General features: G+C 74.2%; 22 protein-coding genes, 1 pseudogene and 1 riboswitch. Of the genes and pseudogenes, 11 read left to right on the top strand and 12 right to left on the bottom strand.

Annotated features, from left to right (window positions below):
* The first annotated feature begins 6 nt into the window (after positions 1-6).
* Complete coding sequence (locus IF73_RS37735) at positions 7-2,517, top strand: DUF4132 domain-containing protein (RefSeq protein ID WP_158822037.1); 2,511 nt, start codon at positions 7-9, stop codon at positions 2,515-2,517.
* Here IF73_RS37735 and IF73_RS0118055 read toward each other — a convergent pair.
* Positions 2,489-3,277 carry an alpha/beta fold hydrolase gene (locus tag IF73_RS0118055; RefSeq protein WP_031009092.1) on the bottom strand — a complete coding sequence of 263 codons (789 nt, stop codon included), beginning with the start codon at positions 3,275-3,277 and terminating at the stop codon, positions 2,489-2,491. The genes IF73_RS37735 and IF73_RS0118055 overlap by 29 nt on opposite strands.
* A 125-nt stretch (positions 3,278-3,402) precedes the next feature.
* Between IF73_RS0118055 and IF73_RS0118050 the strand changes: the two genes are divergently transcribed.
* From IF73_RS0118050 to IF73_RS0118040, 3 genes are all read left to right on the top strand, one after another.
* Positions 3,403-3,837 carry a hypothetical protein gene (locus IF73_RS0118050; protein WP_031009090.1) on the top strand — a complete coding sequence of 145 codons (435 nt, stop codon included), beginning with the start codon at positions 3,403-3,405 and terminating at the stop codon, positions 3,835-3,837.
* 53 nt (positions 3,838-3,890) lie between these two features.
* Positions 3,891-4,292 (top strand): thiol-disulfide oxidoreductase DCC family protein, encoded by a 402-nt coding sequence (locus IF73_RS0118045; RefSeq protein WP_031009087.1) that lies wholly within the window; start codon positions 3,891-3,893, stop codon positions 4,290-4,292.
* 169 nt (positions 4,293-4,461) lie between these two features.
* Complete coding sequence (locus tag IF73_RS0118040; RefSeq protein WP_051716966.1) at positions 4,462-5,145, top strand: TetR/AcrR family transcriptional regulator; 684 nt, start codon at positions 4,462-4,464, stop codon at positions 5,143-5,145.
* Positions 5,146-5,157: 12 nt separating this feature from the next.
* Here the strand turns inward: IF73_RS0118040 and IF73_RS0118035 are convergent, their stop codons facing one another.
* The 3 genes from IF73_RS0118035 to IF73_RS0118025 form a co-directional block, all read right to left on the bottom strand.
* Complete coding sequence (locus IF73_RS0118035) at positions 5,158-6,711, bottom strand: ABC transporter substrate-binding protein (protein WP_031009083.1); 1,554 nt, start codon at positions 6,709-6,711, stop codon at positions 5,158-5,160.
* A 206-nt stretch (positions 6,712-6,917) separates the two neighbouring features.
* Positions 6,918-8,222, bottom strand: a complete 1,305-nt coding sequence (locus IF73_RS0118030; protein WP_031009081.1) for a metallophosphoesterase — start codon at positions 8,220-8,222, stop codon at positions 6,918-6,920.
* A 19-nt stretch (positions 8,223-8,241) separates the two neighbouring features.
* A complete protein-coding gene (locus IF73_RS0118025) occupies positions 8,242-8,487 on the bottom strand; it encodes an SCO4848 family membrane protein (RefSeq protein ID WP_031009078.1) in 246 nt (81 codons plus the stop codon).
* Between IF73_RS0118025 and IF73_RS42730 the strand changes: the two are divergent.
* Positions 8,426-9,484, top strand: a pseudogene (locus tag IF73_RS42730) (D-alanyl-D-alanine carboxypeptidase family protein); the annotation flags it as partial. The gene IF73_RS0118025 and the pseudogene IF73_RS42730 sit on opposite strands and share 62 nt — an antisense overlap.
* 355 nt (positions 9,485-9,839) lie before the next feature.
* Here IF73_RS42730 and IF73_RS39570 read toward each other — a convergent pair.
* Positions 9,840-10,856, bottom strand: a complete 1,017-nt coding sequence (locus tag IF73_RS39570; RefSeq protein ID WP_078868118.1) for a YihY/virulence factor BrkB family protein — start codon at positions 10,854-10,856, stop codon at positions 9,840-9,842.
* Positions 10,857-10,961: 105 nt separating this feature from the next.
* Here IF73_RS39570 and IF73_RS0118010 point away from each other — a divergent pair, with 105 nt between their 5' ends.
* Together IF73_RS0118010 and IF73_RS0118005 are read left to right on the top strand one after the other, a co-directional pair.
* Entirely contained in the window at positions 10,962-12,209 is a 1,248-nt protein-coding gene (locus IF73_RS0118010; RefSeq protein ID WP_031009070.1) for an FAD-binding oxidoreductase, read from the top strand.
* Positions 12,210-12,232: 23 nt separating this feature from the next.
* Positions 12,233-12,988: a decaprenylphospho-beta-D-erythro-pentofuranosid-2-ulose 2-reductase gene (locus IF73_RS0118005; RefSeq protein ID WP_031009068.1), complete on the top strand. Its 756-nt coding sequence runs from the start codon at positions 12,233-12,235 to the stop codon at positions 12,986-12,988.
* Between the two features lie 10 nt (positions 12,989-12,998).
* Here IF73_RS0118005 and IF73_RS0118000 read toward each other — a convergent pair whose 3' ends face one another.
* Together IF73_RS0118000 and trpS are read right to left on the bottom strand one after the other, a co-directional pair.
* Positions 12,999-13,580 (bottom strand): 2'-5' RNA ligase family protein, encoded by a 582-nt coding sequence (locus tag IF73_RS0118000; protein ID WP_031009064.1) that lies wholly within the window; start codon positions 13,578-13,580, stop codon positions 12,999-13,001.
* A 105-nt stretch (positions 13,581-13,685) separates the two neighbouring features.
* Complete coding sequence (gene trpS / locus IF73_RS0117995) at positions 13,686-14,699, bottom strand: tryptophan--tRNA ligase (RefSeq protein ID WP_031009063.1); 1,014 nt, start codon at positions 14,697-14,699, stop codon at positions 13,686-13,688.
* A 56-nt stretch (positions 14,700-14,755) separates the two neighbouring features.
* On the opposite strand from trpS, the gene IF73_RS0117990 reads away from it, so the two are divergent.
* The gene (locus IF73_RS0117990) at positions 14,756-15,352 is read left to right on the top strand and encodes an RNA polymerase sigma factor (RefSeq protein ID WP_031009061.1); all 597 of its coding nucleotides are present in this window, start codon (positions 14,756-14,758) and stop codon (positions 15,350-15,352) included.
* Positions 15,345-16,223, top strand: a complete 879-nt coding sequence (locus IF73_RS0117985) for a hypothetical protein (protein ID WP_234338263.1) — start codon at positions 15,345-15,347, stop codon at positions 16,221-16,223. Before IF73_RS0117990 ends, IF73_RS0117985 begins: the two co-directional genes overlap by 8 nt.
* Here the strand turns inward: IF73_RS0117985 and glyA are convergent.
* On the bottom strand, positions 16,186-17,463 hold the full coding sequence (gene glyA, locus IF73_RS0117980; protein ID WP_031009058.1) for a serine hydroxymethyltransferase: 1,278 nt from the start codon (positions 17,461-17,463) through the stop codon (positions 16,186-16,188). The two genes, IF73_RS0117985 and glyA, sit on opposite strands and share 38 nt — an antisense overlap.
* Before the next feature lie 65 nt (positions 17,464-17,528).
* Positions 17,529-17,619, bottom strand: a riboswitch (ZMP/ZTP riboswitch).
* A 107-nt stretch (positions 17,620-17,726) separates the two neighbouring features.
* Here glyA and rocD point away from each other — a divergent pair.
* Positions 17,727-18,932 carry an ornithine--oxo-acid transaminase gene (rocD, locus tag IF73_RS0117975; RefSeq protein ID WP_031009057.1) on the top strand — a complete coding sequence of 402 codons (1,206 nt, stop codon included), beginning with the start codon at positions 17,727-17,729 and terminating at the stop codon, positions 18,930-18,932.
* Positions 18,933-19,130: 198 nt separating this feature from the next.
* On the opposite strand, the gene IF73_RS0117965 is transcribed toward rocD, so the two are convergent.
* On the bottom strand, positions 19,131-20,312 hold the full coding sequence (locus IF73_RS0117965) for a glutathionylspermidine synthase family protein (RefSeq protein WP_031009056.1): 1,182 nt from the start codon (positions 20,310-20,312) through the stop codon (positions 19,131-19,133).
* 18 nt (positions 20,313-20,330) lie between these two features.
* The gene (locus IF73_RS0117960) at positions 20,331-20,636 is read right to left on the bottom strand and encodes a hypothetical protein (RefSeq protein ID WP_031009054.1); all 306 of its coding nucleotides are present in this window, start codon (positions 20,634-20,636) and stop codon (positions 20,331-20,333) included.
* Between the two features lie 151 nt (positions 20,637-20,787).
* Between IF73_RS0117960 and IF73_RS0117955 the strand changes: the two genes are divergently transcribed.
* The gene (locus tag IF73_RS0117955; protein WP_051716965.1) at positions 20,788-21,657 is read left to right on the top strand and encodes a hypothetical protein; all 870 of its coding nucleotides are present in this window, start codon (positions 20,788-20,790) and stop codon (positions 21,655-21,657) included.
* 106 nt (positions 21,658-21,763) lie between these two features.
* On the opposite strand, the gene IF73_RS0117950 is transcribed toward IF73_RS0117955, so the two are convergent.
* Both IF73_RS0117950 and IF73_RS0117945 read right to left on the bottom strand, forming a co-directional pair.
* The gene (locus IF73_RS0117950) at positions 21,764-22,747 is read right to left on the bottom strand and encodes an RNA polymerase sigma-70 factor (RefSeq protein ID WP_063833440.1); all 984 of its coding nucleotides are present in this window, start codon (positions 22,745-22,747) and stop codon (positions 21,764-21,766) included.
* A complete protein-coding gene (locus IF73_RS0117945; RefSeq protein WP_051716938.1) occupies positions 22,744-24,270 on the bottom strand; it encodes a PLP-dependent aminotransferase family protein in 1,527 nt (508 codons plus the stop codon). The genes IF73_RS0117950 and IF73_RS0117945 overlap by 4 nt, the downstream gene beginning before the upstream one ends.
* Between the last annotated feature and the right edge of the window lies 1 nt (position 24,271).

Below are 24,271 nucleotides of genomic sequence, written 5' to 3'. Positions count from 1 at the left end.
GTCGGCATGGTGGGGATCACGGGCCCGGTCGACGGGCTGGACGAGGCGGTGGCCCGCGAGCGGGCCGGGGCGACGGGGACGCTGGAGCGGTTTCTGGACTCCCTGGACCCGGCGGGACGGCGCGCGGCGGCGTTCGCGCTCCAGCGCCCGGGGACGCACCGGGGTTCCGCGGAGCGCGGGCTCGCCCATCTGGCGGGGCAGCGGCTGGGCTGGTCGGCCGCCGAGTCCGACCTGATGCTCGCCCGTCTCCTCGGCCGGGACTCGGTGTTCGGCCCGTACGAGCTGCGCGAGGCGTTCCCGGTCGTGGTGCCGATCGCCGTCTCGGCGGCCGAGCAGGCCGGGGAGTACGACCGGACGCGGCTGCGGACGCTCCGCCGCCTCGCCGAGTCCTACCGGTGGGACAGGAGGGCCGAGGAGTACGGGGAGATCCGGCGCCGGATCGACGTCCTGCTGGCTCGTGAGGCCCCGGTCGTCGACCGCCGGCTCCCCCGGCACCTGCTCGACGAGCTCGACGACTACGGCCCCGCGATGCGGGCCGCCCACGGCGAGCTGCTGTCGGGTGCGGGGGTGGCCGCGTTCCTCGGGCACTGCGCGCTGCTCGACAAGCCGCGCGCCACCCGGGTGTGGCGGCGGCGGGCGGCGGAGCTGCTGGCCGGCGCCGAGCGCGGGGCGGAGGTGGTGCGGCTGCTCCTGGAGGGGATCGCCGCGCAGCCCCAGCACCGGGTGCACGACGTGGACCCGTTCGGTATGGGGCTCGTCTCGCTCGCCGGGGACGCCAACACCTCCCTCGTCCGGGGCCTGTTGTGGGCCTCGCTGGGCCTCGGGGAGGAGTGGGTGGTGCCGCTGCTGGGGGCCGTGGCGCTGAACGCGGGGACGGGGCTCGGCGGGTCCGGGGGGATCTGCCGCAGCCAGCCGCTCGCCACGACGGCCGTCGCGGTGCTCGGGGAGTGCACGGCCGAGCGCGCCGAGGAGGCCGTCGCCGAGCTGGGGCGGCTGCCGCGGCGGGTGGTCAACCGGACGGTGGCCAAGGGGATCGCGCGCGCCACGGAGACGGTCGCCGCGCGGGCCGGGATGACCGCGTCGATGCTGCGGGAGCGGGCCGTGCCGGACCTCGGGCTCGACGGGCGAGGGGTGCGCGAGACGGCCCTGGGGGCGTACACGGCGGAGCTGGCGGTACGGGAGCCGGGCACGGCGCTGCTCTCCTTCAGGGGCCCGGAGGGGAGGCTCCTGAAGACCGCGCCGAAGGAGGTGCGGGAGGCGCGCGCCGAGGAGTTGAAGGAGGTGCGGGCCGGGCTGCGGAAGGCGTCGGCGCTGCTCTCGGAGGAGCGGGCCCGGCTGGAGGAGCACCTGGCGGCGGGCACGTCCTGGCCGGCGGAGGACTGGCGCCGGTACTACGCGGACCATCCGGTGACGGGGGTCGTGGCCCGGGCGCTGGTCTGGGAGGCCGGCGACGGCGCCGGGGGGTGGACCGCCGGGCTGCCGGAGCGGGCGGGCGGCGGCTGGGTGCTCGCGGCGGCGGACGGCACCGCGCGGCCGGTCGGGGCGGGCGACCGGCTGCGGCTGTGGCATCCGCTGCGGGCCGGGGACGAGGAGGTCGCCGGGTGGCGGGCGGCGCTGCTCGACCGGGAGCGGCGGCAGCCGTTCAAACAGGTGTTCCGGGAGGTGTACCCGCTGACGCCGGCCGAGCGGGAGACGGTCTCGTACTCGAACCGCTTCGCGGGGCACGTGCTGCGGTACGGGCAGGCCCGGGCGCTGATGACGGGCCGGGGCTGGGCGGGGCGGCACCTGGGGTACTTCTCCGACGGCGACTCCTCGGAGATGGTGAAGGAGCTGCCCGCGCCGGGCGGGCTGCCGGCGGCGGAGGGGGTCCGGTGGCGGGCCCGGTTCCTCGTGGAGCTGGTCGACGGCGGGGCGGTCTCGGACGGGGCCGCCGCGCTCTGCTCGACCGATCAGGTGCGGTTCGAGCGGCGGGCGGGCGCGGCGGGTCCGCGCGGCGCGTGGGAGCGGGCGGAGCTGGCGGAGGTGCCGGCGCTGGTGCTGTCGGAGGCGCTGCGGGACGTGGACCTGTTCGTGGGCGTGGCGTCGGTCGGGGCGGACCCGGAGTGGCGGGACCGGGGCGAGGACCGGGGCTACGGCGCCTACTGGCGGAGCTGGGGGTTCGGGGAGCTGACGGCGGGGGCGCGGGTGCGGCGGGAGACGCTGGCCCGGCTGCTGCCGCGGACCCGGCTCGCGGACCGGGTGGAGCTGACGGACCGGTTCCTGCGGGTGCGGGGGCAGCTGGGCGCGTACCGGATCCATCTGGGCTCGGGGAACGTGCTGATGGAGCCCTCGGACGCGTATCTGTGCGTGGTGGTGGACCGGTCGCGGGAGGCCGGGCGGGCGGCGGGGAAGGTGTTCCTGCCGTTCGAGGAGGACGGGGGGATGCTGTCGGTGATCCTGTCGAAGGCGTTCCTGCTGGCCGCCGACGACCGGATCACCGACCCGACGATCACCGCCCAGCTGCGGCGGGGGCGCTGAGGCCGGACAGGAAGTCCGTCAGCAGGGCCAGGGTCTCCTCGGGGCGCTCCAGGGACGGCAGGTGGCCGGCCCAGTCGAGTTCGACGCGGCGGGCGTCCGGGAGGAGGGCGGCGGTCTTCTCGGCGATGACGCGGAAGTCGGGGACGTCGTGGGCGCCGGTGACGACGAGGGCGGGCACGGTGATGCCCTCGAGGTCGCCCTGGGTGACGCCGGACGGCTGGGCGCCGTGCTCGTCGGGGGCGGCGAGCTGGAGCTCGAAGGCGCGCCGCTGCATGGCGTGGACGAGGGCGCGGGCCTCGGGTCCCGCGTCGGGGCCGCACCACAGGTCGACGTTGAGGGCGGTGGCGGCGTCGACGTCGCCGGCTGCGAGGAGGGCGTCCTCCTGCCCGAAGAAGGCCCGGAGTTCGGGTCCGGCGTCGTGCTCGACGGGGGCGGCGGCGCAGAGCAGGGCGAGGGCGGCGACCCGCTCGGGGTGACGGACGGCGACCTCCAGGGCGACCTCGCCGCCGAAGGAGGAGCCGACGAGGACGGACCGCTCGACGCCGAGGTGGTCGAGGAGGTCCCGTACGTCGTCGGCGTGGACGTGCGGGGCGTCGAGGGGGGTCTCGCCGAAGCCGCGGAGGTCGCAGCGGACGACGTGGTGCCCGGCCGCGGCGAGGGCGTGGAACTGGCCCTCCCACATCCGGCGGTCGCAGACCCCGGAGTGCAGCAGGACGACGGTCTGGGTGCCGGTGCCGGCCGTGTCATGAGAGAGCGTCACTCCCGTGACTCTAGACGCACCTGACAGGGCGGGCCACACCTTTCACCCCCGGACTTGAACACGTTCAAGAGGGGGTCTACAGTCATGCCTGCCAGCATTTGAACGCGTTCAAGGGAGCGTGGGGCATGGACCTCACTGTCGTCGCGTACATCGTCTACCTGCTGATCAGCGTGGCCCTGACCATCTGGGTCGCCCGCACCCTCAGCCGCAACGGAAGGGTCTTCCTCTCCGACGTGCTGCACGGGAACGAGAAGCTCGCGGACGCCGTCAACCACCTCCTGGTGGTCGGCTTCTACCTCGTCAACTTCGGCTTCGTCGCCCTCTACCTGAGCCAGGAGGCGGCCGTCCTCGACGCCCGGGCGCTCTTCGAGGCCCTCTCCGTCAAGCTCGGCGTCGTCCTGCTCGTCCTCGGCGTGATGCACCTCGGCAACGTCTACGTGCTCAACAAGATCCGCCGCCGCGGCGTCATGGAGCGCGAGCAGGTCCCGCCCGTCGCCCCGCAGGGCTGGACCGCCGCCCCCAAGGACGGCCCGTGGGCCCCGCCCGCCCCGCAGGTCTGACCACCGTGTCCACCCCGGCGGACCCCCGGACGCCCACGGTCCCCAGGACCCCCGTGGGACGGCTGACCGTGCTGTACGACGCCGACTGCCCGCTCTGCGTCCACCTCAGGCACTGGCTGCTGCGCCAGCGGCAGCTCGTCCCGCTCGACCTCGTCCCGGCCGGCTCGCAGCGGGCCCGGCAGCTCTTCCCCGACCTCGACCACACCGCGACCCTGCGGGAGATCACCGTGGTCGGGGACCGGGGCCAGGTCTACCGGGCCTCGGCCGCCTGGATCGTCTGCCTCTGGGCGCTGGCCGAACACCGGCCCAGGGCCCACTGGCTCGCCACCCCCGCCGGGCAGCCCTTCGCCCGCGCCGCCGTCCTCGCCGCCGCGAAGTGGCGGGAGGCGCTCAGGGGTCCGGAGGGCTCCGGCTGCCAGGACGGGCACTGCGACGTGCCCGGTGCACCCGGCTAGGCTCGGCCCCGTGAAGGACGCGAAGGAAGAGAAGAAGGCCCCGGTCAAGGCCACGGTCGCTCCGAAGGCCCCGGTCGCTCCGAAGGCCACGAACGCTCCGAAGGCCAAGGACGCTCCGGACGCCCCGGCCGCTCCGAAGGCCCCGAAGAGCGAGCAGACCCGGACGCTCATCCTGGAGACCGCCCTGCGGCTCTTCCGGGAGCGGGGGTACGACAAGACCACCATGCGGGCGATCGCCCAGGAGGCCGGGGTCTCGGTCGGGAACGCCTACTACTACTTCGCGTCCAAGGAGCACCTGGTGCAGGGCTTCTACGACCGGATCGCCGAGGAGCACCAGGCGGCGGTCCGGCCGGTCCTGGAGGGCGGCGAGAAGGAACTGGTCGCCCGCATCAGGGGCGTACTCCTCGCCTGGCTCGACATCGCGGAGCCGTACCACGAGTTCGCGGCCCAGTTCTTCAAGAACGCGGCCGACCCGGACAGCCCGCTCTCGCCGTTCTCGCCCGAGTCGGAGGGACCGCGCGAGGCGGCCATCGAGGTGCACCGCCGGGTGCTCTCCGGCGCCTCGGTGAAGGTCGACCCCGAGCTCTCCGAGGCCCTGCCGCAGCTGCTGTGGCTCCAGCAGATGGGCCTGGTGCTGTTCTGGGTGTACGACCGCTCCGAGGGCGCCGCCAACAGCCGGCGGCTCGTGGAGCGGCTGGCGCCGGTGACCGCGCGGGCGATCTCGCTCTCCCGCTTCCGGATCCTGCGTCCGCTGGTCAAGGAGACCCACGAACTGCTCGCCGACTTCATGCCGACGGCGGCCGGGATGGCGGCGTCGGGGCGGCCCCGCAGGACCGCCCCGAAGAAGGACTGACCGCCCCGGCGGTCAGAGCCAGGACAGCTCCCACAGGCGCCAGATGCCGGTGCCGTCGGAGAGGTTCTGCGAGCCGCCGACGGACTCGGTGGCGAGGACGTAGTCGTTCTTCTGCCAGACCGGGATCAGCGGCACGTCCTGGGCGACCTGCTCCTGGATCGACTTGAAGTCGCCGGTGGTCCGGGAGCGGTCGTCGAACTGCTGGGTGTCCTTGATCAGCTTGTCGACGGTCTTGCTGGAGTAGCCGTTGTCCAGGGTGTTCCCGGTGCCGACGAGCGGGGCCGTGAAGCTGTCCGAGTCGGGGAAGTCGGGGAGCCAGCCGACCGTGTAGGCGTCGTAGGCGCCGCTGGTGTAGCCCTTCTGGAAGTTCTGCCAGTCGGCCTCCACCACCTTCACCTCGAACAGGCCGGTCTCCTCCAGCTGCTTCTTGATCAGCGCGGTCTCGGCCTTGTACGTGGCGTCCTGGCGGTAGCCGAAGGTGAACGCGACCGGCGTCTCCACCCCGGCGTCCTTCAGCAGCTTCTTCGCCTTCTTCGCGTCGGGCGACGGGTAGCGGTCGTAGAAGGCCGTGCTGTGCCCGACGAAGCCCTGCGGGATCAGCGAGTACAGCGGCTCGACCGTGCCCTTGTAGGCGCCGGTGGTGATGGCCGGGCGGTCGAGGATCGCCGCGACCGCCTGCCGTACCGCCTTCTCGCCCATCGGCGAGTCGGACCGGGTGTTGAAGACGATGTTGCGGATCTCGGCGCTCTCCGCCTCGGTGAGCCGGGTGCCGCCGTTGGTGTCCAGGTTCTCCACGAAGGACGGCGGGAGCTGGCGGTGCGTCACCTGCACCTCGCCGGACTTCCAGGCGTTCGCCAGCTCCTCGGACTGCTTGAAGTACTTCACGCGGACCGGGCGGCCCGTCCCGGCGAGCGCGCCCCGGTACCTCGGGTTGGGCTCCAGGAGGGCGCTCTCGCCCGGCTTGTACTCCTTGAGGACGTACGGGCCGGTGCCGTCGACACCGTTGTCCTGGCGGAGGGTGTCGGCCTGGTAGCGGTCGCGGTCGACGATCGACCCGGCGCCGGTGGCCAGCTTCAGCGGGAACGTGGCGTCCCGGGCGCCGAGGTTGAAGGTGACGGTCCGGCCGTCGGCCCGCACGTCCTTCAGGGTCGGGAAGAGCGACGCCGGGCCGACCTCCGCCTTGATCTTCAGCATCCGGTCGAAGGAGTACGCGACGTCCTCGGCCGTCACCTTGCGCCCACTGGGGAAGGTGAGGTCGTCACGGAGGACGCACTGGTACGTGGTGAGCTTGTCGCCCACGAACTTGCAGCTCTCGGCGGCGTCCGGGGTCGGGGTGGTGAAGCCCGGCTTGAAGGTCAGCAGCGACTGGTAGACGTTGCTGTACATCGCCCAGGAGCCGGCGTCGTAGGCGCCGGCCGGGTCGAGCGAGGTGACCTCGTCGGTGGTGCCGACGGGGATCGGGTCCGTACGGCCCTCGTCGGAGGGCAGGAGTTGCCAGCCCCCCACCCCCGCGGCCACCAGTACTCCACAAGTGATGAGGATCCGGAGACGGACCGTCGACCGCATTGCCGTGCTTCCTTTTTTCGTGCAAAGACCCCAAAGAGCGACGGCCCCCGAATCGTCGCGTTTGCGCCACCCAATCACACGGTTTTCACATGGGGAAGAGGAAATCTTCACACCGCATGCATATGTCCGGGAAATGCGAATTTAAGTCGATGAGCAGCACGTATCCACCCCGGAGCAGGGAGTGACACTCTCCGCTTCTCTCCCGATTACGCCTGTTTCGAGGCGAGTTGGACGACGGTGATGTCGGACGGCGCGCCGACGCGGACCGGCGGCCCCCACGCGCCGGCGCCCCGGGAGACGTACAGCTGGGTGTCCCCGTACCGTTCGAGACCGGCCACGGTCGGGTTGGCGAGTTCGGCGAGGAAGTTCCCCGGCCACAGCTGGCCGCCGTGGGTGTGACCGGAGAGCTGGAGGTCCACCCCGTGGGCGACGGCGTCGTCGATCACGATCGGCTGGTGGGCGAGGAGGACGGCCGCCCGGGACCGGTCGCGGTCGCCGAGCGCCCGTCCGAAGTCCGGCCCGCGGCCCTCGCTCTCCCCGGCCACGTCGTCCACGCCGGCCAGGTCGAACCCGGCGGCGATCTCCAGGCGCTCGTTCCGCAGCGGGCGCAGGCCGAGCTCACGGACGTGGTCGACCCAGGCGTCGGCGCCGGAGAAGTACTCGTGGTTGCCGGTGACGAAGAACGAGCCGTGCCGGGCGCGCAGCTGCGCCAGCGGCTCGGCGGCGGGGCCGAGGTCCGCGACGGAGCCGTCGACGAGGTCGCCGACGACGGCGATCAGATCGGGCTGGGTGGCGTTGATCGTGTCGACGATCCGCTGGGAGTGGGCGCGCCCGAGGATCGGCCCGAGGTGGATGTCGGAGACGACCGCGATCCGGTACCCGTGCGCGGCGCGGGGCAGCTTGGCCAGCGGTACGGTCACCCGCTTCACCCGGGGCCCGCGCAGTACCCCGTACGCCCCGTTCGCCACGGTCCCCGCGGCGACGGCGACCGCGGCCCCGCCGACCACCCGGGACACGAAGAGCCGCCGCGACACATCGGACGCGGACACGCCGGACGCGGACACGCCGGCCCCGGTCTCGCCCTCCGGCTCGGCCCCGGTTTCGCTCTCCTCGCCCTCCTGCCCCCTCTCCGGTACGGGAACGGGCGCGGGCGCCGGTACGGCCACCGGCGCGGCGGCCGGCGCGGCGGCGGCCCGCCGGGCGAGGACCCGGGTCAGCACCGGCCGCACGGCCTCGCCGACGACCAGCGCCAGCACCACGTACAGCAGCAGCGCCAGCCACAGGAACCCGGGCCAGGCCACCACCTGCTGGACCACGAAGGGCACCCCGGCCCGCCCGGACGCCAGCGCGCCGACGGACAGCAGCGGCAGCACGACCACCAGCACCGTGCCGAGCCGCCGGGCCCGGCCGCCGGGCGCGGTGACGTCCCGCACCAGCCGACGCCACACGTACCAGTGGACCGCGCCGAGCAGCGCGAGGACCACGACCAGGAAGGTCAGGAAGGCGATCACGCCCGGTACCTCTCTTGTGTCAGTCGGAGGAACGGCGGGAGGCGCGCACCCCGCGCAACCCGATCACGCCGATCGCCGTCCCCAGAACAAAGGAGGTCACGGCGAGCAGCAGATGGACCCAGAAGTAGGCCGTCGGGTCCCCGGCGTCGTCGAAGGCGAGACCGCTGCCGTCGTTCCAGAGATTCTTGACGAAAGTGATCCAGATGAACCAGCTCCAGACTCCGAACGCGAGCAGGAACCAGGAGACGCGGCGGCTGAGCTTCATGGGCTCAGTATCGCCGTCCGTGACCTGGGGCCCGCGTCCGGGTGGACGGGGGTGGGGGAAGGGGACCGCGGGGTTCGGATCGGGGAGGCGTGCCTGTACGTTCTCGATCGTGTCTGCTTCTCAGAGGACCGCTGGTGCGGTCGCCGCCGCGCTGTTGCTTCCGCTCGCGATCGCCGCCGGGCCCGCTCACGCGGACGAACCCGTCCGGCCCGGGGCGAGCTCGGGGGCTCCGGCGAAGAAGAAGGACGAGCAGCCGAAGCCGCCGGCGAACATGTCGTCGGTCGGCGGGGTGCTGCTGGGGCTGCCGGGGACCCAGGTGAAGCTGGGGACCGGGGCGCCGGTGCTGCCGAAGGAGCTGTCGGCGCGGTCGTGGATCGTGGCGGACGCGGAGAGCGGCGCGGTGCTGGCCTCGCACAACGCGCACTGGCGGCTCGCGCCGGCGTCCACGCTGAAGATGCTCTTCGCGGACACGCTGCTGCCCAGGTTCAAGGACAAGAAGCAGACCCGGCTGGTCACCGCGCAGGACCTGGCCGGGCTCGGCGAGGGCTCCAGCCTCGTCGGGATAAAGGAGAAGCAGACCTACACGGTCCGGGACCTGTGGCTGGGGGTCTTCCTGCGCTCCGGGAACGACGCCGTGCACGTCCTGACGCAGATGAACCAGGGTCTGACGAAGACCGTGGCCGAGATGAACGCGCACGCGGTCGAGCTCCAGGCGCTGGACACCCACGTCAAGTCGCCGGACGGCTACGACGCCCCGGGGCAGGTCTCGTCGGCGTACGACCTGACGCTGATCGCCCGCAGCGGGATGCAGAAGGCGGAGTTCCGGGAGTACGCGGCGACCCCGCGCGCGGCCTTCCCCGGCGAGGCGAAGCCGGGCAAGAAGCGGGAGACCTTCGAGATCCAGAACACCAACCGGCTGCTGACCGGCGACTTCGGCATCGCCCCCTACCCGGGCATCGCCGGCGTGAAGAACGGCAACACCACGCACGCGGGCGCCACCTTCACCGGGGTCGCCGAGCGGAACGGGCGGGTGTTGCTCGTGACGGTCATGAACCCCTCGTCGAATGAGCAGCACGCGGTCTACAAGGAGGCCGCGCGGCTGCTCGACTGGGGGTTCGCGGCGTCCGGGAAGGTGACGCCGGTGGGTGAGCTGGTGCCGCCGAAGAACGCGCGGCCGTCGGCCCGTCCGGTGGGCGGTACGGAGTCGGGCGCGCCCGCCCCGGGCAAGGAGCTTCCGGAGACGGGCGGGCCGGCCGTCGCGGCCGCCTCCGAGGAGCACTCGGGCGGGGTCGGGATCGCGCTCGCCATCGCGGGCGGGGTGCTGGTGCTGGTCGCGGCCGCGGTGTTCCTGGTCAATCGTCGCTGGCCCGCGGCGGACGGTGGGGGGCGCCTTCGCCGTCCCCGTTCGCGTCCTCGTGCGGGGGGCGCCGATCCGTCTCCGGAGTCGGAGCCGGGGTCGGGGCCGGGGTCGGAGTCGGAGTCGGGGTCGGGGTCGGGCGTGGCTCCGTAGCGGAGGTGCCGAGTGACCCCACCGCCGTCCACGCGGAGCAGAACAGCAGGAGCTTCGCGGTGAAGTTGATCCAGAGGAGCAGCGCCACCGGTACGCCGAAGGCGCCGTACATCGACTTCGCCGCGACCTCCCGCATATAGCCGCCGAGCAGCAGCTTCAGGAGTTCGAAGCCGGCCGCGGCGATCAGCGCGGCGACGACGAGCCGGCGGCGCGGCGGGTCGACGCCCGGCAGCAGCTTGAGGACGTACAGCAGGATCAGGAAGTCGGCGGCCATCGCCACGAGCACGGCGGCGGCCTGGAGCAGGACGCCGCCGGCGCCGCCGCCGGAGATGCCGAGCCGGTCGGCGCTCCAGCCGACGGCGGTGGAGCCGAGCCAGGAGGCGGCGAGGGAGCAGAGGGCGACGCCGCCGAGGCCGACGAGGATGACGGCGTCCTTGCCCTTGCGGAGCACCGGGTTGCCCTCGTCGACGTCGTCGAGGCCCCAGACTGCGCGCAGGCAGTCCCGCATCGAGCCGATCCAGCCGATGCCGGTGAGGAGCAGCAGGGCGCCGGCGACGAGTCCGACGGTGCCGGCGTTGGCGACGAGTCCGCCGATGTCGAGCTGGTCGGAGATGCCGGGGACCTGGTCGGAGAGCTTCTCCTCGATGCGGGCGAGCTGGTCGTCGGTGAGCAGCGCGGCGCCGATCGCGGCGGCGACGGTGATCAGCGGGAAGAGGGCGAGGAAGGAGAGGAAGGTGAGGGCGGCGGCGAGCCTGCTCCAGTGCACCTCGTCGAGCCGCTCGTAGGAGCGCCACGCGTGCGTCTTCATGAGCCGGGCGACCCAGGGGCCGATGACGGGAAGCTTGGTCAGCCAGTCCATGGGTCGAGGATCCCCCGGAGGCGGGCGGCGGGCGGGGACCGACACCGCGCGTCGGAGCACGGCAATACCGGCATAAGCGACAGACGCGGCGATACCGTCGCCCTCATGGCTGTCGAACCCCTCGTCCTGGACGACGACTTCGTGCCCCTCACGGGCGCCGGGCGCACCGCACCCTCGCTCGCGCTGCTGGCCCGTCCCCGCTCGGCCGCCGAGGCCGCCGGGGCCGTCCTGCGGCGGGGGCCGCGCGGCGCGGTCGCCCGGGGCCGGGGCCGGTCCGGCGGCGACGCGGCGCAGAACGCGGGCGGGACCGTCCTGGACCTGGCCGCGCTCGACCGGATCCGCGGCCTGGACCAGGCGGCGGGCCTGGTGGTCTGCGAGGCCGGTACGGAACTGGGCGCGCTGGCCCGGGCGTTGCTGCCGCTCGGCCTCCAGCCGCGGGCCGGTGCGGGGCCGTGGACGGTCGGCGGGGCGATCGCGTCGGGGTACGGGACCGGGGTCGCCGCGCTCGAACTCCTCGGCGCCGACGGGGAGTCCAGGACAGTTCGGCACGGCGAGCCGCTCTTCGACGCGACCGTCGGCGGTCTCGGCCTCACCGGGGTGGTCCTGTCGGCGACGCTGGCGGTGCGGCCGGTCGAGACGGCGTACCTGCGGGAGCGGACCGTCCGTTTCCGGGACGTGGACGCGCTGCTGGCCCACTGGACGGGCGGCGGCGCGCCCCGGGAGCCGTACGCGCGCGCCCGGGTCGAGCTGGCCGGGCGGGGGCGGGCCTTCCTCTCGACCGCCGCGCCGGTCCCGTACGCCGGTCTTCCCCGGGGTCACCGGGCCCGTCGCGCCCCCCTGGCCCTGCCGTCCTTCCCGGGGGTGGGGGCGGGTGGGCTGCGGCCGCTGCCGGGGCCGGCACGCGCGCGCGTGCTCCCGGCGTACGGCTCCGGCTTCGGTCCCGGGGCGGCCTTCGTGCGGTACCGGTGTGCCGTGCCGGAGGGGCGGGAGGAGGCGCTGCGCGGGATCCTCGCGCTGCTGGCCGGCCGGCGCTCCCCCGCCCGGGGAGCCCGGCACGCGCGCGTGGAGCGGGTGTACGCGGACGGGGCGGGGCCGCTGGCGTTCCGGGTGCGCGGCTGGTGTCTGGGGCTCGACGTGCCGGCCGGGGCCCCGGGGCTCGGGCGGTTCCTCGACGTCCTCGACGAGCGGGTGGCGGCGGCCGGCGGGCGGGTCTGTCTCGCCGAGGACGCCCGGCTGCGGCCCGCGCTGCTCCCCGTCATGTATCCGCGGCTCGCTGCCTTCCGTGGGCTGCGGGCCGCGCTCGACCCGGGGTCCGTGTTCCGCTCGGACCTCTCCCGCCGTCTCGGCCTCTGACAACCGTTCAGGAGTGATGCGTCGTGAAGGACGCCTTCGGTGCCCCTCAGTCCCTGCTGCTGCTCGGCGGCACGTCCGCCATCGGGCTGGCCACCGCGCGCCGGCTGATCGCCCGCCGCACGCGTACGGTCTGGCTGGCCGGCCGCCCGTCCCCCGAGCTGACGGCGGCCGCCGGGTCGCTGCGCGCGCTGGGGGCGGAGGTGCACGTGGTGCCGTTCGACGCGCTGGACACGGACGTCCACGCGGAGCGGCTCGGGCGGGTCTTCGCCGAGGGCGACGTCGATCTGGTGCTGCTGGCCTTCGGGGTCCTCGGCGACCAGGCGCGCGACGAGTCGGATCCGGCGGCGGCGGTGCGGGTCGCGCAGACCAACTACACGGGCGCCGTCTCGGCGGCGCTGGTGTGCGCGGGCGCGCTGCAGGCGCAGGGGCACGGTTCGCTGGTGGTGCTGTCGTCGGTGGCGGGCGAGCGGGGGCGGCGGGCCGACTTCATCTACGGCTCGTCGAAGGCGGGGCTCGACGTCTTCGCGCAGGGTCTGGGGGACGCGCTGCACGGGACGGGGGTGCACGTGATGGTGGTGCGGCCCGGTTTCGTGCGCTCGGAGCGGACGGCGGGGCGGCCGGAGGCGCCGCTGGCGACGACCCCGGAGGCGGTGGCGGGCGCGATCGAGCTGGGGCTGCGGCGCCGCTCGGAGACGGTGTGGGTGCCGGGGCCGCTGCGGCTGGTGGCGTCGGCGCTGCGGCACGTGCCGCGGCCGCTGCACCGGCGGCTGCCGGTGTGACCGTACGGCCTCAGGAGGTCGTACGGACCGGGCTGCCGCCCTGGGAGGGGACGGCCGAGACGGGGCGGCCGCTGCCGAACTCGTAGTCGTACAGCTTCCGCCACACGCCGTCCGCGCCCTGCTCGTAGAGGGCGAAGGAGGTGCAGGTCCAGGCGGCCTCGAAGCCGGCCAGTTCCTCGTACGCCCGGTCCATGGCCTCCTCGGCGATGCCGTGGGCGACGGTGACGTGCGGGTGGTACGGGAACTGGAGCTCGCGGACGAGCGGGCCGGCCTCCTCGCGGAGGCGGGCCTGGAGCCGGTCGCAGCCGGCCGTGCCCTCGGCGAGGGTGACGAAGACCACCGGGGAGAGCGGGCGGAAGGTGCCGGTGCCGCTCAGCCGGATCGCGAAGGGGCGCCAGTCGGCGGCGACGTCGGCGAGGTGCGCCTCGATCTCCGGCAGCCGGTCCTGGTCGACCTCGGTGGGCGGGACGAGGGTGACGTGGGTGGGGATGGCGTGCGCGGCGGGATCCCCGAAGCCCGCGCGCCGCTCCTGGAGCAGGCTGCCGTGAGGCTCCGGGACCGCGATCGAAACGCCGAGCGTTACGGTCCCCACGTCGTTCTCCTCCGTCGTCCGGTTCGTTCGGTGTGTGGTGGTGCAGCCGCCAGTGTGCGGCCTGCACCACCCTTTCGGCCAGAGCCCTCGGACCCTGTCGCCGGGTCAGTGCTTCGCGGGCAGGAAGCCGATCTTGTCGTACGTCTGCGCCAGCGTCTCGGCGGCGACCGCGCGGGCCTTCTCCGCGCCCTTGGCCAGGACCGAGTCCAGCGTCTCCGGGTCGTCCAGGTATTCCTGGGTGCGGGTCCGGAAGGGAGTGACGAAGTCCACCATGACCTCGGCGAGGTCGGTCTTGAGGGCGCCGTACATCTTGCCCTCGTAGGTCTTCTCCAGGTCCGCGACGGTCGTGTCCGTGAGGGTGGCCATGATCGCGAGGAGGTTGGAGACGCCGGGCTTGTTCTCCGGGTCGAAGCGGATCACCGTGTCGGTGTCGGTGACGGCGCTCTTGACCTTCTTGGCGGTGACCTTCGGGTCGTCCAGGAGGTTGATCAGGCCCTTCGGCGTGGACGCCGACTTGCTCATCTTGATCGTCGGGTCCTGGAGGTCGTAGATCTTCCCGGTCTCCTTGACGATGTACGGCGCCGGGACGGTGAAGGTGTCGCCGAAGCGGCCGTTGAAGCGCTCCGCGAGGTCGCGGGTGAGCTCGATGTGCTGGCGCTGGTCCTCGCCGACCGGCACGTGGGTGGCCTGGTAGAGGAGGATGTCCGCGACCTGGAGGATCGGGTAGGTGAAGAGGCCGACCGTGGCGCGGTCGGCGCCGTGCTTGGCGGACTTGTCCTTGAACTGGGTCATGCGGGACGCCTCGCCGAAGCCGGTGAGGCAGTTCATGACCCAGCCGAGCTGCGCGTGCTCGGGGACGTGGCTCTGGACGAAGAGGGTGCAGCGCTCCGGGTCGAGGCCGGCGGCGAGGAGCTGGGCGGCCGCGAAGCGGGTGTTGGCGCGGAGCTCGGCCGGGTCCTGGGGGACCGTGATGGCGTGCAGGTCGACGACCATGTAGAAGGCGTCGTGGGTCTCCTGCAGCGCGACGTACTGCCGGATCGCACCGAGGTAGTTGCCGAGGTGGAAGGAGCCCGCGGTGGGCTGGATTCCGGAGAGCGCGCGAGGTCGGTCAGAGGCCATGCACATCATTCTCTCAGGTGTGGGAACCGATCCCGGACTTCCGGTGTACCAAGAGTGTGAGGACACGGGAGGGGGGCTCGGCCGTCGTCGACGAGAGCGCCGTGATCGCCCGGGTGCGCGCCGGAGAGCCGGAGGCGTACGCGGAGCTGGTCCGCGCGCACACGGCGGTGGCGCTGCGGGCGGCGGTGGCGTGCGGGGCGGGCGCGGAGGCCGAGGACGTGGTGCAGGCGGCGTTCTTCAAGGCGTACCGCTCGCTGGGGAGTTTCCGGGAGGGGGCCTCTTTCCGGCCGTGGCTGCTGAGCATCGTGGCCAATGAGACGAGGAACACACTGCGTTCGGCGGGCCGGCAGCGGGCGGTGGCGGGGCGGGAGGCGGAGCTGCTCGCGGGCGAGCCGCTGATACCGGAGTCGGCGGACCCGGCGGTGGCGGCGGTGGACGGCGAGCGGCGCCGGCGGCTGCTCGCGGCGCTGGACGGGCTGCCGGAGGAGCACCGGCGGGTGGTGGTGCACCGCTATCTGCTGGAGCTGGACGAGGCGGAGACGGCGGAGGCGCTGGGCTGGCCGCGGGGGACGGTGAAGTCGCGGCTGAGCCGGGCGCTGAAGAGGCTGGGGTCGGCGATGGGTACGGCGGAGGGAGGTGAGGGGCGTGTGTGAGGACGAGGGTGCCGGGGGGCTGCCGGAGGAGCTGCGGGAGCTCGGGCGGTCGCTGCGGGTGCCGGACGTGGACGGGGAGTCGATGGCCGAGCGGGTGCTGGCCCAGCTCCTCGCCGAGCGGGTGCCGGTGCCGGTGGCCGTGGTGGAGCCGGAGCGGGAGCGGTGGGGGTGGCTGCGGCGGCGGTGGCGGGCGCTGCTCGCGGCGCTGTCCGGGGTGCTGGTGGTGGCGGTGCTGACGCCGCCGGTGCGGGCGGCGGTGGTGGAGTGGCTGGGCGTGGGCGGGGTCGCGGTGGAGTACGTGCCGGGGGCGCCGCAGGTGGCTCCGGCGGAGGTCCCGGGGTGTCCGGATCCGGTGCCGGTGGCGGAGGCGGCCCGGCGGGCGGGGTTCGCGCCGCTGCTGCCGGAGGGCGCGGCCGGGGCGGTCACGGCGGTGACGGGGCGGGCGCCGAGGGCGGTGCTCGGGGTCTGCTGGCGGACGGCGGAGGGGGCGGTGGTCCGGCTGGACGAGTTCCCGGGCGAGCTGGACCCGGTCTTCGTGAAGGAGACACGGGTGCAGCCGGAGCCGGTGGTCCTCGCGGACGGGACGGCGGCGTACTGGTTCGCCGAGCCGCACCGGCTGACCTTCCCGCTCACCTCGGCCGACGGGCGGTGGCGGCATGAGGTGCGGGCGGCGGGGCCGACGCTGCTGTGGGTGCGGCCGTCGTCGGGTCTGACGCTCCGGCTGGAGGGGATACCGGACCCCAGTACGAGGACTTCCACCCGGCACGCCGAGAGCACGCACCTGACGCCGCGGGGCCGCCCTTCGGGCGACGACGGGAGTTTGACGACAGGACCTAGGCGGGCAGGCCGGGGGCCGGGTGGGCGGCCATGAGGTCGGCGACCTCGCCGCGGATCTTGGCGAGGGTGGGCTCGTCCTCGGTGGCGGCGGCGGTGACGGCGCGGTCGATCCAGTCGGCGACCTGGTCCATGTGGGCCGGGGTGAGGCCGCGGGAGGTGAGGGAGGGGGTGCCGATGCGGAGGCCGGAGGGGTCGAAGGGCTTCCGGGGGTCGTAGGGGACGGTGTTGTAGTTGGTGACGATGCCGGCCCGGTCGAGGGCCTTGGCGGCGATCTTGCCGGGGACCTGCTTGGGGGTGAGGTCCATCAGGATCAGGTGGTTGTCGGTGCCGCCGGAGACCAGGTCGAAGCCGCGGGCGAGGAGCGCGTCGGCGAGGGCCTGGGCGTTGGCGACGACGGCGTGGGCGTAGTCGCGGAAGGAGGGCTGGGCGGCTTCGCGCAGCGCGACGGCGATGGCGGCGGTGGTCTGGTTGTGCGGGCCGCCCTGCAGGCCGGGGAAGACGGCCTTGTCGAGGGCCTTGGCGTGCTCCTCGGTGGACATCAGCATGGCGCCGCGCGGGCCGCGGAGGGTCTTGTGGGTGGTCGTGGAGATCACGTCGACGTGGCCCACCGGGGAGGGGTGGGCGCCGCCGGCGATCAGGCCGGCGATGTGGGCGATGTCGGCGACGAGGACGGCGCCGGCCTCGCGGGCGATCTCGCCGAAGGCGGCGAAGTCGATGGTGCGGGGAAGGGCGGTGCCGCCACAGAAGAGGATCTTGGGGCGTTCGGCGAGGGCGAGGTCGCGGACCTGGTCGTAGTCGATGAGCCCCGTGTCCTGGCGGACGCCGTACTGGACGCCGCGGAACCAGGAGCCGGTGGCGGAGACGCCCCAGCCGTGGGTGAGGTGGCCGCCCATGGGCAGGGCCATGCCCATGACGGTGTCGCCGGGCTTCGCGAAGGCGAGGTAGACGGCGAGGTTGGCCGGGGAGCCGGAGTAGGGCTGGACGTTGGCGTGGTCGACGCCGAAGAGGGCCTTGGCGCGCTCGACGGCGAGGGTCTCGACCTGGTCGATGACCTGCTGGCCCTCGTAGTAGCGGCGGCCGGGGTAGCCCTCGCTGTACTTGTTCTGGAGGACGGTGCCGGAGGCTTCGAGGACGGCGGCGGAGACGTAGTTCTCGCTCGGGATGAGGCGGAGGGTGTCGGCCTGGAGCCGTTCCTCGGCGCCGACGAGAGCGGCGAGCTCGGGATCGGCCGCGGTGAGCGCGGGGTGGCCGGCGGTCTGCTGGGGCGTGGTCACGTGTTCCTCCGGGAGTACGTCGGAACGTCCCGGGCGAGGTGTGCGCCACGGGACGCGGTGCGGTCCCGTGATGCCCAGGCGAGCGGCACCTCGTGTGGTGGAGCGCGCACGGCTCCCCCGGGGTCGGTTCCCCGTACGCCAGTCGCCGTGCGTGTTCACAGACTAGCGGGCGCGCCGTCGTCGGAGGTTTCTTCGTCCGGGATGCGAGCGACGATAAGAAGGGGGGCACACCCAGCCCCGGCCGCAGGACGATCGGAGATCCCGTGTCGAGAACGCAAGACGAGATCGCTGCCTCGGACGCGCACAGCGCCCACAACTACCATCCCCTGCCCGTCGTCGTCGCCTCCGCGGAGGGGGCCTGGATGACGGACGTCGAGGGGCGTCGTTTCCTGGACATGCTCGCCGGCTATTCGGCGCTGAACTTCGGGCACGGCAACCGCCGGCTGATCGAGGCGGCGAAGGCCCAGCTGGAGCGGGTGACGCTCACCTCGCGGGCCTTCCACCACGACCGGTTCGCCGAGTTCTGCACGCGGCTGGCGGAGTTGTGCGGCAAGGAGCGGGTGCTGCCGATGAACACCGGGGCGGAGGCGGTCGAGACGGCCGTGAAGACGGCCCGGAAGTGGGGGTACGAGGTGAAGGGCGTGCCGGACGGGCACGCGAAGATCGTGGTGGCGGGGAACAACTTCCACGGGCGGACGACGACGATCGTGTCGTTCTCGACCGACCACGACGCCCGGGACCACTTCGGTCCGTACACGCCGGGCTTCGAGATCGTGCCGTACGGCGATCTGACGGCCCTTGAGGCGGCCGTCACCGAGAACACGGTGGCCGTGCTGCTGGAGCCGATCCAGGGCGAGGCGGGCGTGCTGGTCCCGCCGGCCGGCTATCTGCGCGGGGTGCGGGAGCTGACGGCCCGGCGGAACGTGCTCTTCATGGCCGACGAGATCCAGTCCGGTCTCGGCCGGACCGGCCGGACCTTCGCCTGCGAGCACGAGGACGTCGTCCCGGACGTGTACATCCTGGGCAAGGCGCTGGGCGGCGGTGTGGTGCCGGTGTCGGCGGTGGTCGCGGACGACGCCGTGCTGGGGGTCTTCCGGCCCGGCGAGCACGGTTCGACCTTCGGCGGCAATCCGCTGGCCTGCGCGGTGGCGCTGGAGGTGATCGCGATGCTGCGGACCGGTGAGTACCAGCAGCGGGCGGCGGAGCTGGGCGAGCACCTGCACGCGGAGCTGGGGCTGCTCGTGGGCGGCGGCGCGGTGGAGGCGGTGCGGGGGCGCGGGCTGTGGGCGGGCGTCGACGTCGTGCCGTCGCGCGGTACGGGGCGGCAGATCTCGGAGCGGCTGATGGAGCGGGGGGTGCTGGTGAAGGACACGCACGGTTCGACGATCCGGGTCGCGCCGCCGCTGGTCATCTCCAAGGAGGACCTCGACTGGGGCCTGGACCAACTCCGAGCGGTCCTGTCGACCTGACGCGCGTCGCGGGCAGGCGTTCGGCCCTGCGGAACGCCTGCCCACACGGGGGTGCGGCGGACGGACGCCGTACCTCGGAGTGCTGGTCGGAGGGTAACTCCCGTCGTTGACAGGGGAGTTGGCCCAGGCCCTGGCCCTCGCCGAGGCGGCCGGGCTGACGCCCGCGCCGCTGCGGGACTACGTGCCGGAGGGGTAGCGCTACAGGATGACGTGCGGGAGGAAGCGGGCGTACTCGTCGGTGACGGGGCCCGCCGACTCCCGGATGCCGAGCCCGGCGGCCTCGTCCTCGACGACCCACGCGCCGAGCAGGGTGCGGTTGCCGTCGAAGTCGGGGAGCGGGGCGAGGCCCTGGTAGCAGCAGGGCTCGTCGCGGACGGCCGGCTCGCTGCCGGGCTCGTGCAGGGTGACGCCGGCGCCCTCCCGGCCGAGCAGCGGCTTGGCCGCCCAGCCGGTGGTCGTGGCCAGTTCACGCGGCCCGTCCAGATAGGCGGGCAGCAGGTTGGGGTGGCCGGGGTAGAGCTCCCAGAGGATCGCCAGCAGCGCCTTGTTGGAGAGCAGCATCTTCCAGGCGGGCTCGATCCAGCAGGTGGTGCCGGAGCCGCCGCCGTTGTCCAGGGTGGACAGCACGTGCCTGCCGAAGCGGTCGGTGACCAGCCACTCCCACGGGTAGAGCTTGAAGCAGCTGCGGATGAACCGCAGTTTCTCGTCGACGAAGCGGCGGGAGAGCCGGTCCCAGCCGATCCGCTCCACGGAGAGCGCCTCGGTGGCGAGCCCGGCCTGCTCGGCGGTCTCGCGCAGGTACGCGACCGTCATCAGGTCCTCGCCGAGCTCGTCGCTCTCGGAGTGGGCGAAGTGGACGGGACCGGGCGGCAGCAGCGGCGCCTGCCGCTTCCAGGCGTCCACCAGCCGCTCGTGGAGCGAGTTCCACTGGTCGGCGCCGGGGAAGCGCTCCTCCATCCAGAACCACTGCGGGCTGGCCGCCTCCACCAGGGAGGTCGGGGTGTCCGCGTTGTACTCCAGCATCTTCGCCGGACCGGTGCCGTCGTAGACGAGGTCGAAGCGGGCGTAGAGGGACGGCAGTTCGGCACGCCGGCGCCAGGACTCGGCGACCCGCTCCGCGACCCGCGGGTCGGTGATGCCCAGGTCGGCGAAACGGTTCCGCTCGACGATGTGCGCGGCGGCCGCGAGACACATGGCGTGCAGTTCCTCGACGACCTCCTCCAGCGCCTCGATCTCGGGCAGCGTGAAGGAGTAGTACGCGCTCTCGTCCCAGTACGGACGCAGCGAACCGTCCGGGTAGCGGGTCAGGGGATAGATGAGCCCCTGCTCCTCGACCGTCTCCTGCCAGCCCGGACGGGGCTCGATGGTGTGCCGTTCCATGGTGCCGGTCCGCCCGTCTCAGCCGCCGCTCGACCCGGAGGACGAGCAGCCGAAGCCGCCGGTGTCGACGGCCTTCCTGTCGAAGCTGCCGCCGGTCACGCGCGCGTCGCGGACGTGGCCGCCGTAGTAGTAGGCGCCGCGGGCGTACGAGCCGTCGTCATCGTCGTCGTCCCCGCCGCCGGTGTCGCAGCGGTACCCGGGCAGTTCCTCCAGCGTCACCGGGTCCGCGCACCTGCGGTCGGGTTCGGCGCCGCAGGCGGTGATCGTCGCCGCGAGCACGCCCATCCCGCCGAGCACCACCGTGCTCGACCTGAGCCTCCGCATGTCCCTCGCCCTCCCCTTCGCGTGGCCGCGCACCTTTGTGTGCGCGTGGCGTGTCCGCGCGGCCGTTCGTATGACCGCAGGGCTCGCGACCGCACAGTGTAGGCCGCCGCTTTCCGGCCTCGGCACCTAGAGTCGCTTTGTGCTCTTCGGTATGGTTTGCGCGCTCGGATCGGCGCTGTGCTTCGGCGCCGCCACCGTCTTCCAGGCCGCCGCCGCCCGCGCGGCCGAGCCCGGGACGGGCAGCGGGGTGGACGTCGGGCTGCTGTGGCGGGCCCTGCGGCAGTGGCGGTACGTGGTCGGGCTGGGCCTCGACGGCCTCGGCTTCCTCCTGGAGGTCGTGGCCCTGCGCTCCCTCCCCCTGTACGCGGTCGGCGCGGCGCTCGCCGCGAGCCTCGCCGTCACGGCGGCGCTGGCCTCCCGGATGCTCCGGGTGCGGCTGCGCCCGGTCGAGTGGGGCGCGGTGGCGGCGGTCTGCGCGGGGCTCGCCATGCTGGCGCTCGCGGCGGGCCGGGAGGGGCACCGGCCGGGCCCGCCGGAGCTGCCGTGGGCGCTGCTCGGGATCGCGGCGGGGGTGCTGCTGCTCGGCGCGGCGGGCGGACGGCTGCCGGACCGGCCGCGGGCGCTGGTCCTCGGCCTCGGGTCCGGGATCGGCTTCGGGGTGGTGGAGGTGGCGGTGCGGCTCCTCGACGGGATCGACCTCGCGGACCCGGCGCTGTGGGCGCTGCTGCTCGGCGGCGGGGCGGCGTTCCTGCTGCTGACCTCGGCCTTCCAGCGGGGCGCCGTGACGACGGCGACGGCGGGCATGGTCCTGGGCGAGACGCTGGGCCCGGCGGCGGCGGGCGTCGTCTGGCTCGGCGACCGCACCCGCGAGGGCCTCGGCTGGCTGGCCGTCACGGGCTTCGCGGTGGCGGTCGCGGCGAGCCTCGCGCTGGCCCGGTTCGGCGAGCCGCCGGCGGTGCCGGACGCGCCGCCGCGGGACCCGAGGGACCCGCGCGACTCGCTGCGCACCGAGTCCCCGTGATGGCCGCAGCCCAACGGCCTCAGCCCCGCCTCAGCCCAACAGCCTCAGCCCCCGGCCTCAGCCCCGCCTCAGCTCTCGGCCTCAGTCCCGGCCTCAGCCCCCGGCCTCAGCCGTCGGCTTCCGGGTACGCGGCGAACCTGCGGGTCGCGTGGCCGAGCTTGTCCGGGTTGGAGACGAACCAGACCTCGCCGATCCGGCCGTCCGCGTGGAGCGCGACCGTGGCGACGCCGGTGATCCGCTCGCCGACGTGCAGGACGATCCCCGGTGCGCCGTTGACCTCGGCGACCGTGAGCCGGGTGCCCTCCTCGGTGCGGCGGGCGACGCCGGCGAGGAAGCGGACCACGTGGTCGCGGCCCCGGACGGGCCGGAGCGCCGCCCGGACCTTGCCGCCGCCGTCGCTCCACCAGACGACGTCCTGCGCGAGGACCTTCTCCAGGCCCGCGAGGTCGCCGTCGCGGGCGGCGGCGACGAAGGACTCGACGAGTGCCCGCCGGCGCTCCGGCTCGGGCGGGCCGAAGCGGGCGGCGCCGCCGTCGCCGGGCTCGGCCACCCGCCGGGCGGCCCGCCCGTACAGCTGGCGGCAGTTGGCCTCGCCGATGTCGAGAAGGCCGGCGATCTCCCGGTGCGGGTAGCCGAACGCCTCGCGGAGCACGTACACGGCGCGCTCGGCGGGGGTCAGCCGCTCCAGCAGGAGCAGCAGGGCCGTGGAGACGTCGTCGTGGCGCTCGACGGCCTCCAGCGGCCCGGCGCCGGCCTCGGCCAGGACCGGTTCCGGCAGCCAGCTGCCGGTGTACGACTCGCGGGTGGCCCGGGCCGAGGTGAGCCGGTTGAGGCAGAGATGGGTGACGACCTTGGCGAGCCAGGCCCCGGGGTGGCTGACGGCGCCCCGGTCGGTCCCGCTCCACCGCAGGTAGGCGTCCTGCACCACGTCCTCGGCCTCGTCGGCCGACCCGAGCATCCGGTAGGCGAGCCCGAAGAGCCGCCCCCGGTGACCGACGAACTCCCGCGCGTCGGCCTCCGCACCGGGGCGGGGCCGCCCGTCGGGGGCGGGGTGCGGCGGGGCGGATGCGTGGGGGTGGTCCTGGGTCACGGGTCCAGCCTTTCAGAGGGGGCGGGGGCGGCCTCCTCGCCCACGCCCTCCAGGACGCGGCAGAGGGTCTGGAGGGCGCCCTGCCAGGCGCTGTCGGGCGGGGTGCCGTAGCCGACGACCAGGCCCTCCAGGGAGTGGGGGGCGTCCGGGTGACGGAACCGGTCGAGGCCCTGGACCGCCAGCCCCTGCCAGGCGGCGGAGCGGAGGGCCGCCTGTTCGGTGCCGGGCGGCAGCGTCAGCACGGCGTGCAGGCCGGCCGCGATGCCGCCGACGCGGACCCCGGGCGCGTGTGCGGCGAGCGCGGCGACGAGCTGGTCGCGGCGGTGCCGGTAGTGCAGCCGCATGGCCCGTACGTGCCGGTCGTGCGCGCCCGAGGCGAGGAACTCCGCGAACGCCAGCTGGTCGGTGGTGCCGCACATCCAGTCCACCACCCCGCCCTTCGCGGTGGCGACCTCGTCCACCAGGCCCTCGGGGAGGACCATCCAGGCGAGCCGCAGGCCGGGGGCGAGGGACTTGCTGGCGGTGCCGAGGTAGACGACCCGCTCGGGGTCGAGACCCTGGAGCGCGCCGACGGGCTGCCGGTCGTAGCGGAACTCGCCGTCGTAGTCGTCCTCCAGGACGAGGCCGCCGGTCGCCCGCGCCCAGTCGACGACCGCCGCCCGCCGGTCGGGCGGCAGGGCCCCGCCGAGCGGGAACTGGTGGGCGGCGGTCAGCAGCACCGCGCCGGTGTCCGCGCCCAAGCCGTCGACGCGGGTGCCGTGTTCGTCGAAGGGCAGCGCCGGGGTGGCGAGGCCCGCACTGCGCAGCAGCCCGGGGTACATGCCGATGCCGTACGACTCCACCGCCACCGCCCGCGCCCCGCGCGCCCGCAGGACCTGCCCCAGCAGCATCAGGCCGTGCGCGAACCCCGCGCAGACCACGATCCGTTCGGGCCGGGCGTGCACGCCGCGGGCGCGGGCCAGGTACTCGGCGAGGGCGGTGCGCAGTTCGGCGCGGCCGCGCGGATCGCCGTACCCGAACGCCTCGTTGGGGGCGGCGGTCAGCGCCCTGCGGTACGCCTTGAGCCATTCCGCGCGCGGGAAGGAGGCCAGGTCCGGGGTGCCGCTCCGGAGGTCGTACGCGGGAGCGGGCGCCCGCCGCCGGGAGGCGCGGGCGAGCTGCCCCGAGGGCGGCTGCCACGGCGTGCCGCCGGGGGCGAGCCCCTCCGGCGCCGCCCGGGGGGCGGGGGCCTCCGCCGGTTCGGGGGCGGGCCGGGGCTCGGCGCGGCGGGCCACCCGGGTGCCGGAGCCCTGGCGGGCGGTGAGCCAGCCCTCGGCGACCAGCTCGGCGTAGGCGTCGGCGACGGTGTTCCGGGCGACGCCGAGGTCCGCCGCGAGCTGGCGCGAGGACGGCAGCCGGCTGCCGGGCGCCAGGCGCCCGCTGCGCACGGCCTCGCGGAGGGCGTCCATGAGGCCGGCCCGCAGCCGGCTGCCGGGCAGGTCCAGGTGGAGGTCGGCGCCGAAAGTGGCCCAGTCGTTCCGCATG

It is taken from the genome of Streptomyces sp. NRRL F-5727, from assembly GCF_000719555.1.
Classification (GTDB): Bacteria; Actinomycetota; Actinomycetes; order Streptomycetales; family Streptomycetaceae; genus Streptomyces.
This window is presented reverse-complemented; position numbering and strand designations above follow the sequence as displayed.

Excerpts from the sequence above, each read along its gene's own strand:
- IF73_RS39570 (WP_078868118.1), bottom strand. The coding sequence starts at position 10,856 with ATGGACTGGCTGACCAAGCTTCCCGTCATCGGCCCCTGGGTCGCCCGG.
- IF73_RS37735 (WP_158822037.1), top strand. The coding sequence starts at position 7 with ATGGTGGGGATCACGGGCCCGGTCGACGGGCTGGACGAGGCGGTGGCC.
- IF73_RS0117965 (WP_031009056.1), bottom strand. The coding sequence starts at position 20,312 with ATGGAACGGCACACCATCGAGCCCCGTCCGGGCTGGCAGGAGACGGTC.
- IF73_RS0117960 (WP_031009054.1), bottom strand. The coding sequence starts at position 20,636 with ATGCGGAGGCTCAGGTCGAGCACGGTGGTGCTCGGCGGGATGGGCGTG.
- trpS (WP_031009063.1), bottom strand. The coding sequence starts at position 14,699 with ATGGCCTCTGACCGACCTCGCGCGCTCTCCGGAATCCAGCCCACCGCG.
- IF73_RS0118025 (WP_031009078.1), bottom strand. The coding sequence starts at position 8,487 with ATGAAGCTCAGCCGCCGCGTCTCCTGGTTCCTGCTCGCGTTCGGAGTC.
- IF73_RS0117945 (WP_051716938.1), bottom strand. The coding sequence starts at position 24,270 with ATGCGGAACGACTGGGCCACTTTCGGCGCCGACCTCCACCTGGACCTG.
- IF73_RS0118050 (WP_031009090.1), top strand. The coding sequence starts at position 3,403 with ATGGACCTCACTGTCGTCGCGTACATCGTCTACCTGCTGATCAGCGTG.
- IF73_RS0118035 (WP_031009083.1), bottom strand. The coding sequence starts at position 6,711 with ATGCGGTCGACGGTCCGTCTCCGGATCCTCATCACTTGTGGAGTACTG.
- IF73_RS0117955 (WP_051716965.1), top strand. The coding sequence starts at position 20,788 with ATGGTTTGCGCGCTCGGATCGGCGCTGTGCTTCGGCGCCGCCACCGTC.
- IF73_RS0118010 (WP_031009070.1), top strand. The coding sequence starts at position 10,962 with ATGGCTGTCGAACCCCTCGTCCTGGACGACGACTTCGTGCCCCTCACG.